21 protein-coding genes are annotated in these 14,778 nt (G+C 36.3%); 16 read left to right on the forward strand and 5 right to left on the reverse strand.

Annotated features, from left to right (window positions below):
• The first annotated feature begins 10 nt into the window (after positions 1 to 10).
• From T530_RS0106115 to T530_RS0106135, 5 genes are all read left to right on the forward strand, one after another.
• Positions 11 to 823 carry a ParB N-terminal domain-containing protein gene (locus tag T530_RS0106115; protein ID WP_027728249.1) on the forward strand — a complete coding sequence of 271 codons (813 nt, stop codon included), beginning with the start codon at positions 11 to 13 and terminating at the stop codon, positions 821 to 823.
• 323 nt (positions 824 to 1,146) lie between these two features.
• Positions 1,147 to 2,373, forward strand: a complete 1,227-nt coding sequence (locus T530_RS0106120) for a hypothetical protein (protein ID WP_027728250.1) — start codon at positions 1,147 to 1,149, stop codon at positions 2,371 to 2,373.
• Positions 2,374 to 2,449: 76 nt separating this feature from the next.
• Positions 2,450 to 3,028 carry a hypothetical protein gene (locus tag T530_RS0106125; protein WP_156011558.1) on the forward strand — a complete coding sequence of 193 codons (579 nt, stop codon included), beginning with the start codon at positions 2,450 to 2,452 and terminating at the stop codon, positions 3,026 to 3,028.
• Between the two features lie 486 nt (positions 3,029 to 3,514).
• Positions 3,515 to 3,904 (forward strand): hypothetical protein, encoded by a 390-nt coding sequence (locus tag T530_RS0106130; RefSeq protein ID WP_156011560.1) that lies wholly within the window; start codon positions 3,515 to 3,517, stop codon positions 3,902 to 3,904.
• A 180-nt stretch (positions 3,905 to 4,084) separates the two neighbouring features.
• Complete coding sequence (locus T530_RS0106135; RefSeq protein ID WP_027728253.1) at positions 4,085 to 4,663, forward strand: GNAT family N-acetyltransferase; 579 nt, start codon at positions 4,085 to 4,087, stop codon at positions 4,661 to 4,663.
• A gap of 66 nt (positions 4,664 to 4,729) precedes the next feature.
• On the opposite strand, the gene arfB is transcribed toward T530_RS0106135, so the two are convergent.
• From arfB to T530_RS0106160, 5 genes are all read right to left on the reverse strand, one after another.
• Entirely contained in the window at positions 4,730 to 5,158 is a 429-nt protein-coding gene (gene arfB / locus T530_RS0106140) for an alternative ribosome rescue aminoacyl-tRNA hydrolase ArfB (protein ID WP_081773678.1), read from the reverse strand.
• Entirely contained in the window at positions 5,155 to 5,475 is a 321-nt protein-coding gene (locus tag T530_RS0106145) for a hypothetical protein (RefSeq protein ID WP_022932411.1), read from the reverse strand. Before T530_RS0106145 ends, arfB begins: the two co-directional genes overlap by 4 nt.
• Positions 5,476 to 5,486: 11 nt before the next feature.
• Complete coding sequence (locus T530_RS0106150; protein WP_027728255.1) at positions 5,487 to 6,317, reverse strand: metallophosphoesterase; 831 nt, start codon at positions 6,315 to 6,317, stop codon at positions 5,487 to 5,489.
• 18 nt (positions 6,318 to 6,335) lie between these two features.
• The gene (locus T530_RS0106155) at positions 6,336 to 7,514 is read right to left on the reverse strand and encodes a hypothetical protein (protein ID WP_027728256.1); all 1,179 of its coding nucleotides are present in this window, start codon (positions 7,512 to 7,514) and stop codon (positions 6,336 to 6,338) included.
• 107 nt (positions 7,515 to 7,621) lie between these two features.
• Entirely contained in the window at positions 7,622 to 7,951 is a 330-nt protein-coding gene (locus T530_RS0106160; protein WP_027728257.1) for a helix-turn-helix transcriptional regulator, read from the reverse strand.
• Between the two features lie 421 nt (positions 7,952 to 8,372).
• On the opposite strand from T530_RS0106160, the gene T530_RS0106165 reads away from it, so the two are divergent.
• The 11 genes from T530_RS0106165 to T530_RS0106215 all read left to right on the forward strand — a co-directional run bounded on the left by T530_RS0106165 (position 8,373) and on the right by T530_RS0106215 (position 14,727).
• On the forward strand, positions 8,373 to 9,011 hold the full coding sequence (locus T530_RS0106165; RefSeq protein ID WP_027728258.1) for a hypothetical protein: 639 nt from the start codon (positions 8,373 to 8,375) through the stop codon (positions 9,009 to 9,011).
• 364 nt (positions 9,012 to 9,375) lie between these two features.
• Positions 9,376 to 9,624, forward strand: coding sequence for a helix-turn-helix domain-containing protein (locus T530_RS0106170; protein WP_027728259.1), 249 nt, complete (start codon positions 9,376 to 9,378; stop codon positions 9,622 to 9,624).
• Positions 9,624 to 9,821 (forward strand): hypothetical protein, encoded by a 198-nt coding sequence (locus T530_RS0106175; protein WP_027728260.1) that lies wholly within the window; start codon positions 9,624 to 9,626, stop codon positions 9,819 to 9,821. The genes T530_RS0106170 and T530_RS0106175 overlap by 1 nt, the downstream gene beginning before the upstream one ends.
• Positions 9,799 to 10,512: a helix-turn-helix domain-containing protein gene (locus tag T530_RS0106180; protein ID WP_027728261.1), complete on the forward strand. Its 714-nt coding sequence runs from the start codon at positions 9,799 to 9,801 to the stop codon at positions 10,510 to 10,512. The genes T530_RS0106175 and T530_RS0106180 overlap by 23 nt, the downstream gene beginning before the upstream one ends.
• 27 nt (positions 10,513 to 10,539) lie before the next feature.
• Entirely contained in the window at positions 10,540 to 11,241 is a 702-nt protein-coding gene (locus T530_RS14700) for an ATP-binding protein (RefSeq protein ID WP_027728262.1), read from the forward strand.
• Positions 11,242 to 11,467: 226 nt separating this feature from the next.
• On the forward strand, positions 11,468 to 13,063 hold the full coding sequence (locus T530_RS0106190; protein ID WP_156011562.1) for a hypothetical protein: 1,596 nt from the start codon (positions 11,468 to 11,470) through the stop codon (positions 13,061 to 13,063).
• 11 nt (positions 13,064 to 13,074) lie between these two features.
• On the forward strand, positions 13,075 to 13,338 hold the full coding sequence (locus T530_RS13705; protein ID WP_038073905.1) for a hypothetical protein: 264 nt from the start codon (positions 13,075 to 13,077) through the stop codon (positions 13,336 to 13,338).
• A gap of 193 nt (positions 13,339 to 13,531) precedes the next feature.
• A complete protein-coding gene (locus T530_RS0106200) occupies positions 13,532 to 13,732 on the forward strand; it encodes a hypothetical protein (protein WP_027728264.1) in 201 nt (66 codons plus the stop codon).
• 3 nt (positions 13,733 to 13,735) lie between these two features.
• The gene (locus T530_RS0106205) at positions 13,736 to 13,945 is read left to right on the forward strand and encodes a hypothetical protein (protein ID WP_027728265.1); all 210 of its coding nucleotides are present in this window, start codon (positions 13,736 to 13,738) and stop codon (positions 13,943 to 13,945) included.
• Positions 13,946 to 13,948: 3 nt separating this feature from the next.
• A complete protein-coding gene (locus T530_RS0106210; RefSeq protein ID WP_027728266.1) occupies positions 13,949 to 14,455 on the forward strand; it encodes a hypothetical protein in 507 nt (168 codons plus the stop codon).
• A 65-nt stretch (positions 14,456 to 14,520) separates the two neighbouring features.
• Positions 14,521 to 14,727, forward strand: a complete 207-nt coding sequence (locus tag T530_RS0106215) for a helix-turn-helix transcriptional regulator (protein ID WP_027728267.1) — start codon at positions 14,521 to 14,523, stop codon at positions 14,725 to 14,727.
• Positions 14,728 to 14,778 lie beyond the last annotated feature (51 nt).

The raw sequence follows: 14,778 nt of genomic DNA on the forward strand, positions 1-14,778 counted from the left end.
AGGTGAATATATGAGTATTTTTGGAAATAAGAATAAAAAGGCTAACGATAAAGACAATGCAAAAATCAAACTAGTTGAAGTTTCTCAGCTTCGTTTTGACAGAGATTTTAAGAACGTGTTCCAGCAGGAAAACGACAAGGTGGCGGAGATAGCGAACGATATGAGGGCCAATGGATTTGATAAGTCAAGGCCAATTATCGTAACTGAGGCATATATCATTGTTGATGGACATAGTCGTTATATGGCAGCCAAAAAAGCAGGACTTGAGAAGGTGCCTGTTATCATCAAAAAGTTTGATAGTCGTGATGAAACAATCGAGTATGAATACAAGATGCAGCTTAATTCTAGACGATTGACGGATGGTGAGTATTTTGCAGCATTTCTGAAGCTTGATGAAATACGTCGTTCAAATCCTAATGCGCAGGGCTCTTCTGATGAGGCAATTGGACGTCAGCTTAATAAATCTGCTCGCCAGGTGTGCAAAATGAGAGAGATTGCAAAGAAGGCGGACGCTTCACTTCTAGAGAAGATTCAGAACGGATCGCTTTCTATAAATAAAGCGTATGAGTTGATAAAAGCGGCAGAGGCTAAGAAGAAGGCGGGAGAAGTTGAAACACTTGCTGAAACAACATCTAACACAGGTAAAGGTATAAATCAGGATTCGTTTAAGCTTGGAGTTTTATTTGTTCTTTCTGAACTGGAGAAAGGTCGCAAGAAGGGACAGATTCTGAAAGACAAGAGAATTGCAAAGCTGGAACTTGGAGAACTGGTTCTTTCTGAAGAAGATGCAGGTCGTATTTCACAAAGATTTGGAATTGCGTGATTCTAACTCGATTTTAATTCAATTCTAACTCGAATGTTGAGTTAGAATTGAGTTTTAACTCAACATATTGAATTAAAATGGGGCTTTCAGTTTGCTTAATACAGGCTGGGAGCTTTTTTCATTTAACAACAAAGTCCTTTGAAGCCCTCTTAAAGCTCTTTGAAATATCTTTCAAATCAACCTTAAAAATCTACTTCCCCAAAAACATTTAAACGCAAATCTGCGTAATAGAAAAATCTGTAAGAATCTGCTACCAAAAAATCAAAATGCCGTTCTATGGCACAATTACCAGGTATAATTGAGCAGATAATGGAGATTTTTGCATGATTTGGCTCAAAAAAGTTAGAAAAAACGCTCTTCCTGATAAAGATTTTAATATTGCAGTATATCTGCAGGAAATGTTGGAACCGTTTGATAAATATCTGGCTTCCATAAAGGAAACTGAACTTACACCAGAAATAATTCAAGATGCACAATTTCATTTATATCAATTAATGGAATTATATATTGATTCAAGAATTTGCAGCAGGTGGGTAACATTAAATCCTGACGAAAAAAGTAAGTTCTTCAAAAACTTCTCCAGGGAAAAGAAACTTTCAGAATTCCTCTTTTTTGGTTTTGATTATTTTTCTAAATCAGAATTTAAGTTATATCCAGAACTTCTAAAAGAAAACCTTACGACGCTTTATAAAGAATGTATTACTGATTTTTCAAATGCTTTTAAGGAAACTGTAAAAGCATCTAGAGTTGTAAAAGATTCAGAACCAGGTTTTGAAAAAGAAGATTTTCTTGATTCAGCACTCTCCTTTTATCTCTTTCAGGGAACATGGACTTCTCTCAGAATCTTTCCATCAGGTCCCTGCAAATATGATACAACCCTTCAAAACAATGCTCTTAAACCAAATTATGATTTTTTGAATGGCACTCTATGCACTTTCAATGAATCTCTTGAACTTACCCCTATTTCAAACACAAGTGATTTTTATAAGCTCTGCGCGGAAGAAGCGATTTTAAACTTTATTCAACTAGGCTTTTATATTTTTGGAGATACCGCAAAGAGTAAAGCTGATATCAATAATCTAAAAAGTGAACTGCATAATTTGAGAAAAATCGTCGATGAAAATCAGCAGGATATTTATAACTTATCAGAGGCTTTTGAAAACTGGAGAAAGAAAGTTTCTACTCCAAAAGAAATTATTACCAAGGAAGAAATGATAGCTAATCTTCATGAAAATCCATATTACAAGTCGATTGTTTCACTTGTCCCTGATTTTGAAAAATACTGCGATTTCCTCTTAAAAAATGAATTACTTACTTATAATGGATGCTGTCTTTGTCGTACTGATAACTGGTCCAAATACTATTATTCTAATCTGCTCTATGATCCATTTTTAAAACTTCTTGAAGTAAGAAAAGTGATTGAAGCTTCCTACAGAAAGTTGTTTGGTCTTCCAGAATCCTTGAAACTAAAAGCCCAGTATGGTGACACTTACATGGGATATGAAATTTATGTTAGAGAACCATTAAGGAAGATGCTGAAAAATAGATAGGATTAAATTATAAGTTTAATGAAATTTCTCTCCCCCTCCATTATCTTATAACCATAAAGATAAGGAGGAATGAAAAATGACACTACAAAAAGCAATGCGTGTTAGAGCTGAGCTTAAGAAAGAAGTCAGCAACTTGAATGAACTTATCCATGATTATCCTCATCAGATTTCATTTAAGGGTAAAGTTCCTGAAGCTGAAGAAATTGCAGCAAAACGTGCTGAAAAAGTTGCTGCTCTTGATGGTATGAGTTATGAAGATGTTGTGAAGAGAATGTTTACTCTCACAGATGCAATTCTTGAATTAAATACAGCAATTGAAAAAGCAAACCGCGAAGGTCATAATCTGCTTTTCAAGGAAGCTGCAATAAAATCAAAACTCTCTGTTGTTGAATATCAGATCAATATGGAGAGAACTGTTGACTCAGAATCAGAAAGTCTTGAGTATGATTATGAACACATGGATGAAAAGGGAAATTACAAACGTATAAAAGTTACTACTTACAACTATCCAATGCTCACAGACGAGACTTTCGGTCTTTCTCTGATTGGATTGAAAAAGCAACTTAACCGTGAGCTTGAAGCTGTTCGTGATGAACTTACAGCTTTCAATGCTACACACAAAATTGACTATGAATTGCCGGAAGGTATTCTATAGTACAGATATGCAGGAAAGGTGTTTTTCTAGTGGGGGAAAACACACTTGGTTTGGAAAATACTTTTAATCTTTTGATTATCAGTTTTTCAAACTAAGTTCCAGCTGGTATCCGCGCCAGGAGGGTAAGACCTCCAGCTACTTGGATAACAGGCCGTCTTCTTGGGAATCCCCCGAGTAAAGATAGCTTCATTTGTCGCCTTTAAAAATGTAAAACTATATTATTTTATAAACCGGATTTTCCGTATTCTTGGTTTTATCTTTTTGAATGTCGATGGCTTTTTAATAATTAAGGAACAATTAAAAACTTAAAAAGTTCAACAGTTATTTCTATATCAGTTGGAAACTGCAAATCTGGGGCACCGGTTGAAGTTCTTTGGAATGGATTCCGGTGCTTTTTTGTTTTCAGATGAAGAGAAGCTCCTGTAAAAACGAATTTAAACTAACAGTTTATATCTTTTCTCTACTCGCATTATTAAAATAAAAACCATGAAAGATGTCGATTTTATTGATTACTCCATGCAAATGCATTCAATGTCTCCAGAACAGAAGCTTCTTTTCTTGAAAGAACTTGTAGACAGCATGCAGAAAAATTATAAAAAGCCAGGTTTTATTGTTACTTCTCAAGAAGAACTTGAGCAAAAGCTGGAAGAAAGCTTTCAATCCCTTGAAAAAGAGAAACAGGAAGATGAACTCATCAATACCTGGAAAGATAAAAATCTGGAACATTATGATGCATCAACACAAGTAGAAATCTTAAAGATTCGCCTGAAGCTGCAGGAACGTTTATTAAAACTTAGTAAAATAGGATTTAAGGATTCAGACTTATTTTGCAAACCAATTCAAGAAAAAATAAATCGGCTTCCTAAATTTGAATGAATAAGATACATTGCGTTTGAGTCACACTGATTAATTCGCGTAAATCAGTCTACCAGTTTCTATAGTGCTAGTTTTGGGTAAAAACATTCTCCACGAGGCTTTTTTTGCCTGTCCAGAACAAACTTATGCTATAATGATTTATATAGATATTCAGAAATCTGATGGGAAAATAATTATAAAATGTTTAAAATAGAAACAGAAAATCTCATTTTAAGAGATATGGTTGAGGCTGATATAGAAAAACACATGCGCTGGTTCACTACTGAAAAAGAGTGGTGGAACTGGGATGCTGCTTACTGGTATCTTCTGGAATTAACTGGCAATGAATTAGATAAAGAAATTGAAAATCAAAAGATTGGTTTAACTGCATTCTATAAAATGATTTTTAGAAAAAAGCCGAATGATAGAAGATATGCTTTCGAAATAGAAGAAAAAAATACTGGTGAGCTTATTGGCTGGATTTCCTGCTATTGCATAGATTTAAATTTTGAAGCAACAGATGAAGATTCCTTGTATGCATTTGGTATTGATATTCCAGAGATGAGATTTCGAAAAAAAGGATATGGAAAACAGGCTTTTTCAGCAGCAATCAAATATTACAAATCCATTGGAATAGATGACGTGTACACTCAAACCTGGAGCGGAAATATTCCTATGATAAAACTTGCCGAAAAAATCGGCTTTCATTTAGTTGATACAAAAAAAGATATTCGTGAGCATAATGGACAGAAATTTGATGCTCTGACATTTAGGATATAATCAGCTCCGTCAATACTCAGAGATTTGTTTATTCTTTGTTATATTTCAATTTCATTATTTTTCTTGTTATATAATCTTCCCCCGGTTCTTCTTAATCTCGCTTCTGATTTTTTTCAATTTTAATTTGCGCTCTTTGCTGGCCTTAGTCGGCTTTGTTTTGATTCGCTTTTTAGGAATAACCAGAGCCTGAACAATTCTGTTTTCCAAACGGGAAAGTGCAATTTCACGGTTACGTTCCTGGTAACGCTCATCATCTACATCAAGAAAAAGACAATCTTCCTTATTGATGATAGCGGCTAGCTTTGAACGAAGACGAATAAGTTCTGCATCAGTAAGTCCACCCAGAGAAGTAACGGGAATAACAAGATGAACCTTTGTGTTCACCTTGTTTACGTTCTGGCCGCCGTTACCGCCACTGCGGGCAAAAGTCATCTGAGAATTATTTATTATGGATTCGTGCAGCTTTGCACGGTTCATTGCTTCTATTGTAGTCATTTTTCTAAAGGTTCTCTACTTTTTTCTTTAGCTAGAGCTAATTCCAGCTTTTTTCTGAAATTCTCCCATTCATCCTTATCACATTTGTCACCCCAAGAATAGAATCCAGTATCGACATCTCTTTGAAATGAATCTAAATCTTCCTTCATAACAAACTTTGTTTTGTGTGATAATCGGTTCAATAAGGGACCCACGAAATGACAGAAAGCTGAAACTATGTAGGTCCTTCTTCCTATACAATATCGCATAGCACAATTCAGCATTAGTTCTAAGTCGTCACTTAACTCTATCGTTTGAATCTTATCTTCATTTTCCATATTTTTCTTCCTTATTGTTTAATCAAAAACTCATCCATCCTTTCAGCATTTCCCGTATCCTCATCAGGATAACCAACCGGATTCAGCTTCAGATGAATTGTTCTTCCATTATCCTGTAGTAAATCTTTTGTACGTACAGAATGAGTATGCCCTGCAAGCCAGATGCTTTGATCCTTCAACTGATCCAGATATTTCTGGCCATTAAAATAAAAGAAGGTTGTATAAACATCATGCTCATAAATCTTCTCAACGCCAAAGAAAAGTGGAATATAGTGAGTCAGTATGATATCTGGCTTTTGCGAAACCACGTGATCCAGTTTTTTCATTTGAGAAGCAAGAATATCCTTATGAACATTTCCCATATATTCCCAGTGTCGGTAATCAAACCAGCGTTTCCAGTAGCGAAGGAACTTTGCCATATTTCCTTCCGGCTCAGGTTCAACTTTATAAGCCCAGCAGAAATCATTGAATGCCATCGTTCCGCCAAACTTCATGCCTTCAAACTTTTCGACTGTCCCATCAAGAATTGAAACATTTCCAAGTTTTAAAACTTCTGCTTTCAGAAAGTCCAGCTTTGCCTGTGTTTCGGTAAAGGGATTGTTTCTAAAATATGATTCATTATGAACCGTCAAATCATGGTTTCCAAAGACTACAAAAATCTTTTTGTAACGTGGTGAAACTGCCTTGTAAAATTCCACAAAGAGATGCGGATCATCGCAGGTGTCACCTGCCACGCAAAAGACATCCGCTGGTTTGAGAGCATTGTTTATGTAGTTTTCCAGGTTTACACGCTGATTTATGTAATGGTCAACGTGCAGGTCGCTTGTCATGTAGATTGTCATTTTTTTCCTTCCTTTTTTTTAGTTTTGCAATTCAATCTTTTGAAGTTCATACCAGATTGTATTTTTTATAAAAGTCTTTTGCTTTTTTTCTGGCATATAAATAAAATTGACAATATCTGGGTCCGGAAAACCTCCATACGCATAAGCAAATGTTGAACCTTCATAGCCAACAACACCAAGCTTATCTTCCTCCTTAATCTTGGCTAACAATTCTTTTACACCATAAAAAGTTGGAAAAATACCATGATGAACAAGACCAAGATAAAATCTTACTGATTCTACTGTGCAATAGCTTCTGCTTCCCGCAAGTTCAAGACTCCAACCTCTATCTGTCTTTTCCAAATAAAGATGCATTCTTGTTCGAGAACCGCCTTCTATTACTTCCCAAGTATGACTCGGATTTTCATCTTCTTTCCATTTCTCATCATCGCTTTTTGAAAACCAGTTAAGAAAATCGCTTTCAGAATCTGGATTGATTTTTGTTAACCCTCCGTCTCTGTCGTCTGCATAACGTTTATACATCTCAATTGGGGGCCACTTGTCGTAATATTTCATTTTGTTTTCTGAATATCCATAAGAACAGATTTCAAAATATTTTCCAGATGTCATTGCAGGAAGAACAAAATCTGAAATAATGTTTCCATCTTCTGATAATCCGAATTGATTTACATAGTTCACAAAATCATCAATCTCTTCTTTTGTGAGTTTATCCTCATCATCTTCATTTTCTTCTGGGAACAATTCATAATATTTTTTCCGCAGAATAGCTCCCTGCCTATATTTATAAGGGAGATTTTCCTCAACAAAAGAGTTATATGTTCCTTGTTTCAACATTTCAATTGCTTCATTTACAGCACTAATCATCCACTCAAGTAAATCCGTAATTTCAGACTGCCAATCTTTTTCAAGATGAGGATTAATACCAATGATAAATTTTCCTCCCAAGAAAACTGCTCGACTTTTCTGATATTCAGTCGTACAAAGAGAAAACCATACTTTATTATTTCGATTATTTAATGCATATAACCATAATTCATGACAGTTATCTTTACCGGTTGGTTTTATTTGATTTAATATTTCATAAAGTTTGTCCAACAGTATTAAATCCTTTTCAGACAGATTTGTGGACTTAATATGGTCAAATGAAAGCCACTCAATATAATGAGAAATTGCCTGTGCAGATAATTGTTTTTTCATATAATTCTCCAGAGTTAGAATTTAGCTGTAGCGATGATTTAATTGTATGATTGGAAGTTCAGTCTGTCTGTAAACCATTAATTTAAAAGGCTTACAGACAGAAAAGATTAGGCACTCAGGCGCAATTTGCAATCGTTACAATTCTTGTTGCAGAGCTTTTCAATCTTGTTTGAAACGCATGAAACTTCGACTTCTATCATGTGCTGAATTACAATCTCTTCGACTGACTTCTCAAACAAGTGAGCAAGCACCAGCAAGTTGTCGATTGTTGGAATTGACTTTCCACTTTCCCAGGCATAAACAGCCTGAGGATATTCAAAACCGAATACAGCCTGAATATCGTGGACAGTGTATCCACTTTTGATTCTGAGTGATTTGATTTGTGCACCGGTTGCTTTCAGATCAACAACCGGCCTTTGAATGGTTACGATCCTCATATGATTTAACTCCTTTAACAAAAACTCCATTATCTTTTATTGCCTGCCCAGGCATTTTGTAATTCCAAAGTGTGCGTAGAATTGTCGAATAGCATCTCTTTTTGCCAATCATTGCACGAGATAATTTTGTAATGTCAAATGTGTCTGTGCTCATTACGCACTCCTTTCATAAAAGATATTTTTACGCCAACGGCGCAGCGGGTTTTTGTCTCAGGCCTGTCAAACCAATGAGACACGGCGCTCGGCTTCTTAGGGCCAGCGACTTTAATTTGTGTTTTGTATTTTCACTTTAACAAATAAATTTTCATTTGTCATTAAACTGTTAGTTTAAAATTATGATTACGCAATTTTCTTCTAAACTAACAGTTTAATGCATCACAACTTTTTTCTATGTTACAATTTTTTGAAAGGAAAGAAAAACATGAAAGAAGAAAAAGAAATAGATTATGATGGGCTTCCATATTGGATTATGGAATATTGTGCAAAGAATCAAAAATCAGGAAAACTTACATGTGCATTATATACGGATGATTTTCAATATAGTGACTGGCAAAAAATTCTTCCTCAGAAATGGATAGATGATGCTATCAAAAATGGGGATGTTAATATGGCTCTTGAAAAATATTTTAATGTCATGGGAGATTTAGAACTGTTATTTTCAGAGTTGTGCTATTTTCATATTGATAATTCTGGTTCATTTCCGGAACAGATTCTATATATCAGATTAAAGACTGAAGATGTAATTGAAATGCATTATCTCGTAGGCCAGGGATCTGAATTTTATATTACCCTCACCGAAGAAGTAAATAATCTACCTTTTATTATTGATTGGAATGATGCAGTCAATTTAACTAAGCTTACAACATTTGAACAGGCTAAATGGTATTACGAAAAAATGCTTTCCATCGCGAATTCACAGCAAAAAGAATTTCTTTTGAAGAATAAAGACAATATATTTTTTCTGCTTGGACTTTCAGTAATTAGATATGGATTTGTTGAAAGAATAAATTTGAATAAACTGGAAGAAGCTTTAATATGGGAAAACGTATTTCCCAATTGAAGTTGTGCTTTAAGGCTGTCTATGTTTAGTTCAATGACATTGAAGTTTACTTTGAAGTGACTTTGAAGTAAGTTCAATGTCACTTCAAAGATTTCTTAAACAAATAAAACGCAAAAAAATACCCCTCTGATTTTGATGATCAGTCAAGCCATTAACCTTGGTGAGGTCTGTTTTTTAAACAGAAAAATATTATAGCTAATTGTCAATTATACAAATATCTTGATTATTGTTTTTTCCTTAATTTTTCCTTATTAAAGATTTTTATCTTCCTTTATCCTTCAGATAGTTGCAGAACAAGAGAGATTCTCTTGAATAAAACTAACTGAACTTCTTTCTGCAAGAGAAGTTTGAAGGAGAAAGGTCAATGAAAACTACACCTTATGAAATTACTGAGTGGCCTGAAAAAACTCTATTTACACGTCAGGAAGCTGCTCAGATTATGGGAATTGGAGTCAGCACTTTAGATAGTCTGATTTCTTATTCAGATTTACCAAGAACTGTTATCCACAAACGTGTATTTATCCATCGTAAAGAACTGGAAAAATATATTACTAAGTGCACAGTAACTGCTCCTGTTCTTCGCGGCCAGTCAAAACTTGAGGAGGCTCAATAATGACTGAAGAACTTTTAATCCAGCTGATGAATCAGATTAATGATGAACATATTGTACATGGTTCATGCGAAGTTAAATTCACTTTTCATGACGGGCGGATTGAATTTTATGAACTTACAAGTCATAAGCGCGTAAACATTGGTAAAGGCTGTACTACTGTCAAGGACGGTATCAATGGAGCAAGAAAATCAGCCTGAAAAGATACAGTTCGTTATTGTTCCAGAGTTTATTCTTACTGATTCAAAAATTCCAATTGGTGAAAAGCTGCTTTTTGGAGATATAGCTTCACACACAAAACAAAAGGGCTATTGCTGGGGTTCAAACGAATACTTTGAGAAAAGATACAAAGTGAGTTCCAGAACCATCTCCAGATGGATTAATGATTTGAAGAGGCGAAATCTGATAATTACAAACATGATTTATCAGAAAAACTCTCTACAGGTCACAGAACGTCAGATCATGATAAATACATGTATTCCATCCTTAAAGGAGTACATGTCATGGTATGGACACCAGTGTCAACAAGGTCAGGACAACAATGTCCAATCCCCTATAGTCACAGATGTCCAGGAGAATAATAAAGGTGTGAATAATAAAACTATATATTTAAAAGAGTCAGCTGGAAATACAACTAATGTTTTTATGACAAAAGATGAAATACAAAAACTGATTAATGATTTTGGAAAGACAACTGTCCTTTCTTCAATTCAGGAATATTCCAGATGGAAGGAAGAAAAGAATGCTCATCCAAAATCAGATTATGAATCTTTACGAAAATGGCTTAATCAAAAAAGAACAAATGTGGCTTACAAAACAAACACAACAGCTGTAAAAGAGACAGGCGTTGATGAAGTAAGCCAGGAAACTCTGGACAATTTACCATTTTAGATTTGCAGCAAAGGAGGAGCATCATAAATGGAAAAAGACAATATTAAAACAATCCGGGATTTTATGATTCCACAGTTTACATTGCTGGCATCCCCGGAACAGGATGAAATAATCCGCCAGCGCGAACAGGAAGCTGAGCGTGAACGTGAAAAAGAATTACTTGCGAAAAAGAAGCTGGAGTTCGAGAACAGCGGAGTTCCAAAGCGTTACTGGAATGAATCTTTTGAAACATGGAAGGTACGAAATGCAGATGATGAGAAACGCCTTCAAGCGGTAATCGAATATTCGCACAAAGAAAACAATGATTCAGTTCTTCTGATGCTCGGCCCGAAGGGTGTAGGAAAAACTCATCTTGGTTCTTCGATTATCCGGGATGCAAGCGGTACTTTTATTTCGATTGAAGAAATGATTTTCCAATATGAATGTTCTTCGGATTATCATGCAAAAATTAACCGCGTGGATCTTATGAACTTTTATTCAACCACGCCAATGCTTGTGATTGATGAAATCGGCCGGTCGATGCAGCAAGCAAGAGAAGATTCTCTGTTGAACTATATTCTTCGCCGTCGCTACGAAAACATGCTTCCAACAGTTTTGATTTCAAATCTCCAGAAAACTGATTTGATGAAAAAGCTGGGCGACGCAGTTGTGGACCGGCTTAAAGAAACCTGCCAGTGCGTAGAGTTCGTCGGAGAAAGCTACCGTCCTGAAAAAAGAAAGATTGCGTAAGAGTGCCATTTGGCACTGCGCAAGAGCTGGCAGGTGGATGGACCGTCGGCCGGCGGTTGACAAGAAATCCGCCATTTGGCGGATGGCAGAGTTTCTGCAAATCTGCCGGCCGGCGGATCTCCGTCACGTGACGGAAAAAAGTCTCTAGAGAGACTTCAACGCGTGTGCATAACCCCATATGTGTTGACGCAAAGCATCAACACCTGGGGCCCCTAAAAAAAACAAAATGCACACTCGCGAACTTATCCGCCAGATGGCGGATGAAAAGAGTGCCAGATGGCACTGCTACAACAAAGTCAATTTTTACAACAAGAGGAGCACTATGACTTATACAACTTACAAAACAACAACACAAAATGCGCCGGCCGGCGGTTCAGAACCAGCCTGGAAAAATCCTGTGACAGGACATGATTATAAAAATGATCCTGAGATGGATAATCATCTTTTTGATTCTCGCAAAGCTTATCATGCAAAAGATGATGTGAAAGCCTTGAGGAACATTATGAATCAGCTGAAAGAGTTTGGCGGAGATTACGGCTTTAATCCTGATTACAAGACAAATCCGCAGGGAAAAATGCGCTGCACTATGAACTCAGGCCGCAAGCGCAAAACTGACAAAAAGGCTTTTTCTTCACGACACAATGACCGGGACTTTGATTCTAATCCTGAACACATTGCAAAAGATAAATCTGACAAGAATGTCATCTGGTCCTGGTGCGGCACTGATATCAGCTTTGATAAAGGCGAACTCAAATATTACGAAGAAACCTTCGGTGCCCAGCTTGAACAGACAAATCTGAACTACATCAAAAGCCGTCACAAGGAACGCGTGGTAACTATGGACGAATGGCGAAAGAAAACCATGCATGCTCCTGAAGAACAGATTCTCCAGATTGGTCGCATGGAAAAGTATCCTGAAGTTGAAGTTTCCCTCTCCTGCTTTGAGGAATATTTAACGTGGCTGAACAAGTGGAACGAAGAACACGGAAAGCCCTTCTTCATTCTAAACTGGGCAATGCATCAGGATGAAATGGGAGCTCCTCATTTTCACCTGCGTCGTGCATGGCCTTGTAAGGACGAAGAGACAGGACTTACCACAAGTAACCAGACTCAGGCTTTGCTCAAAGCCGGAATCCTGCCTCCAGATCCTGAAAAGAAAATCAGCAAGAAGAATAATCCCAAAATGACCTTTGACAAAATGTGCCGGGAAAAGTGGATTTTCATAGCCCGTTCTCACGGCCTTGAGATTGAGGATACGCCAAAGCCAAGGGATGAAGTTGGAAAAACGCTGGAAGAATTTCAGAAAGATAAAGACAAGCAGCGCAATCTGGTTTTCACACTTCTTTCTGCGCTGACCGAAAAGAATATCGATGTTCTTGAAGAGATTTCCAAATGGGATGAACTTATGCCAAGTATTCAGAACTTCAAGGAATGGACAAAGGAGCGCTGTAAGGATGCTCAGCTTACCTATAGAGATGAACAGTTAGATAAAATCGTAAACCAATTTGTAGCTGCATTTGCAAATTCCACAAAGGCAATTAAAGACGGATACGATTCTCAAATCATGGAATATGACAAAGCATTAAACGGATATACAAAGCAGACCGCAAACGGAAAAGTCCGTGTCTTTGGTGCTAATGAAATCTGTGAAATGTTTGAAAAAGCAACGCCTGAATTACTTAGCAAGATAGCTAGAGTTCTGGCAGAAAAAGGCTGTAAAGACGTAAAAGAATGGATGCAAACTAATCCCTGGTATAGGGAATTTGAAAATGGACAAAAAATCGAAAGAGAGTTTAAGAGAAGCAATTCAATAGAAAGATAGGAGGAAAATCTATGGATTACAAATTTATTACCAATTCAAATATCACTGATAAAATTTTCAAGAGAGAATTTAAAAATAGAGATGGTTTTATGTTCAATGATGTAGTAACTATTTATTTCACAGTAAAATGTTTGCATTGTGGGCAAACATTTGCTGCAGATGAAATGAGAGTTGCAAAGACGGGTTCCAGAGAATATGAAATCCTTTGTAAAAATGCACCTGAATGTGACGGAAACATAGAAGATATGATTCCCCTTTCAGAATTTGAATACTAACGATAAAAATTGATTATTACAGCCTTCACCGGTGTCATTATTGAATGCCGGTGTTTTTTATGTTAACCGCCAAATGGCGGATGAAATCATAAAATACGCCGGCCGGCGGAAAATAACATTTGACATATTCATCATCTGGCATTATCTTATATTTGATAAACACATTGTTTAATTCAAACAAACGGAGGTTCCAATGTCAGAATCAAAACGCGGCGGCGCAAGACCAGGAGCCGGAAGACCTGCAACCGGCAAGACAACAGAATATATCACCCTTACCCTGCCAAAAGAGTTGGCTCAGAAAATACGCACACAGGCAAAAGAAAAAAATATGACACTAAGCGCCTATTGCATCGAATCTTTAGACAGATTTGCAAATATGAATGATGAGGGGTAGTCTATGTTCAATTTACTAAAATATGGATTTTATGGAGTTATACTTTTAATGCTTCTAATGGCAGCAAGCGCATTTCTAGATGTATTTGCTGCAGAGCCAAAAGTGTCGGAAGCCTACAAAGAAAGAACAGTCATACATACAACAGCTCCTTACGACTTACACACATATAATCCAGACAGAAAAATCTATAAACTTTGGAAAGAGGAGAAATAAACTATGAAGTGCTATATTCTCCGATGGAATCCCGAACGTAATACTTTTAAGCAGAAAGATTTTGAAGAATTCCAAACAGACTTTAATAATGGTATTGAGTATTCTCTCCGCTGGGAAATTGAACAATGGGAAGAAGCCGAAAAAGGCAACCTATTCGTTTTAGTTCAGTACAATACTGCCAACGAAGGAATTGCCATGATTGGAAAATTCGCATCTGCTCCGTATGAAAGGTTAAATCCCAAAACAGGCAAAATCGTTCATGTTGCTGATTTAGAAGTTCTTTCAGTTTTCGACAGAGACCCTGATTCCAAAATCCTAATTACTTTCCAGCTTGAAAAAGAGTTCCCGGAAATAAACTGGCATGAAGGTGTTAATGGTGAGCTGATTGATAATTTCGTTGCCGACCGGCTTACATTGCGGATAAACGATGAACTCCAGACACGGGATATCTGGGATAGATGGACTTTCGGAGAGTTTATGGGAATGGAAATGTATTATTTGGATAAATAATTATTTCTTGAGAAATCGTGAGATTTTCTGCACAGAAACAAAAATGTATGTTATAATCATATTATATGAATACAGACTATAGAAAATTATGGATTCTGCTTATTGAGAAAGGAATTAAAAATAAATCAGATTTAATTCCTTTGGCAGGTATTTCTACAAATGTTCTGGCCAAAATGAACAAAGGTGAATATGTCTCTATGGAAAGCCTGCATAAGATTTGTAAGGCCCTTAAATGTGACATTGGAGATATTGTTACGTTTGAAGAAAAATAAGTTTAGTGACAGTATTTGACACTAAATCATGATACAATGTATTAGAAGGTG

The sequence above is a fragment of the Treponema sp. C6A8 genome, assembly GCF_000619925.1.
GTDB lineage: Bacteria > Spirochaetota > Spirochaetia > Treponematales > Treponemataceae > Treponema_D.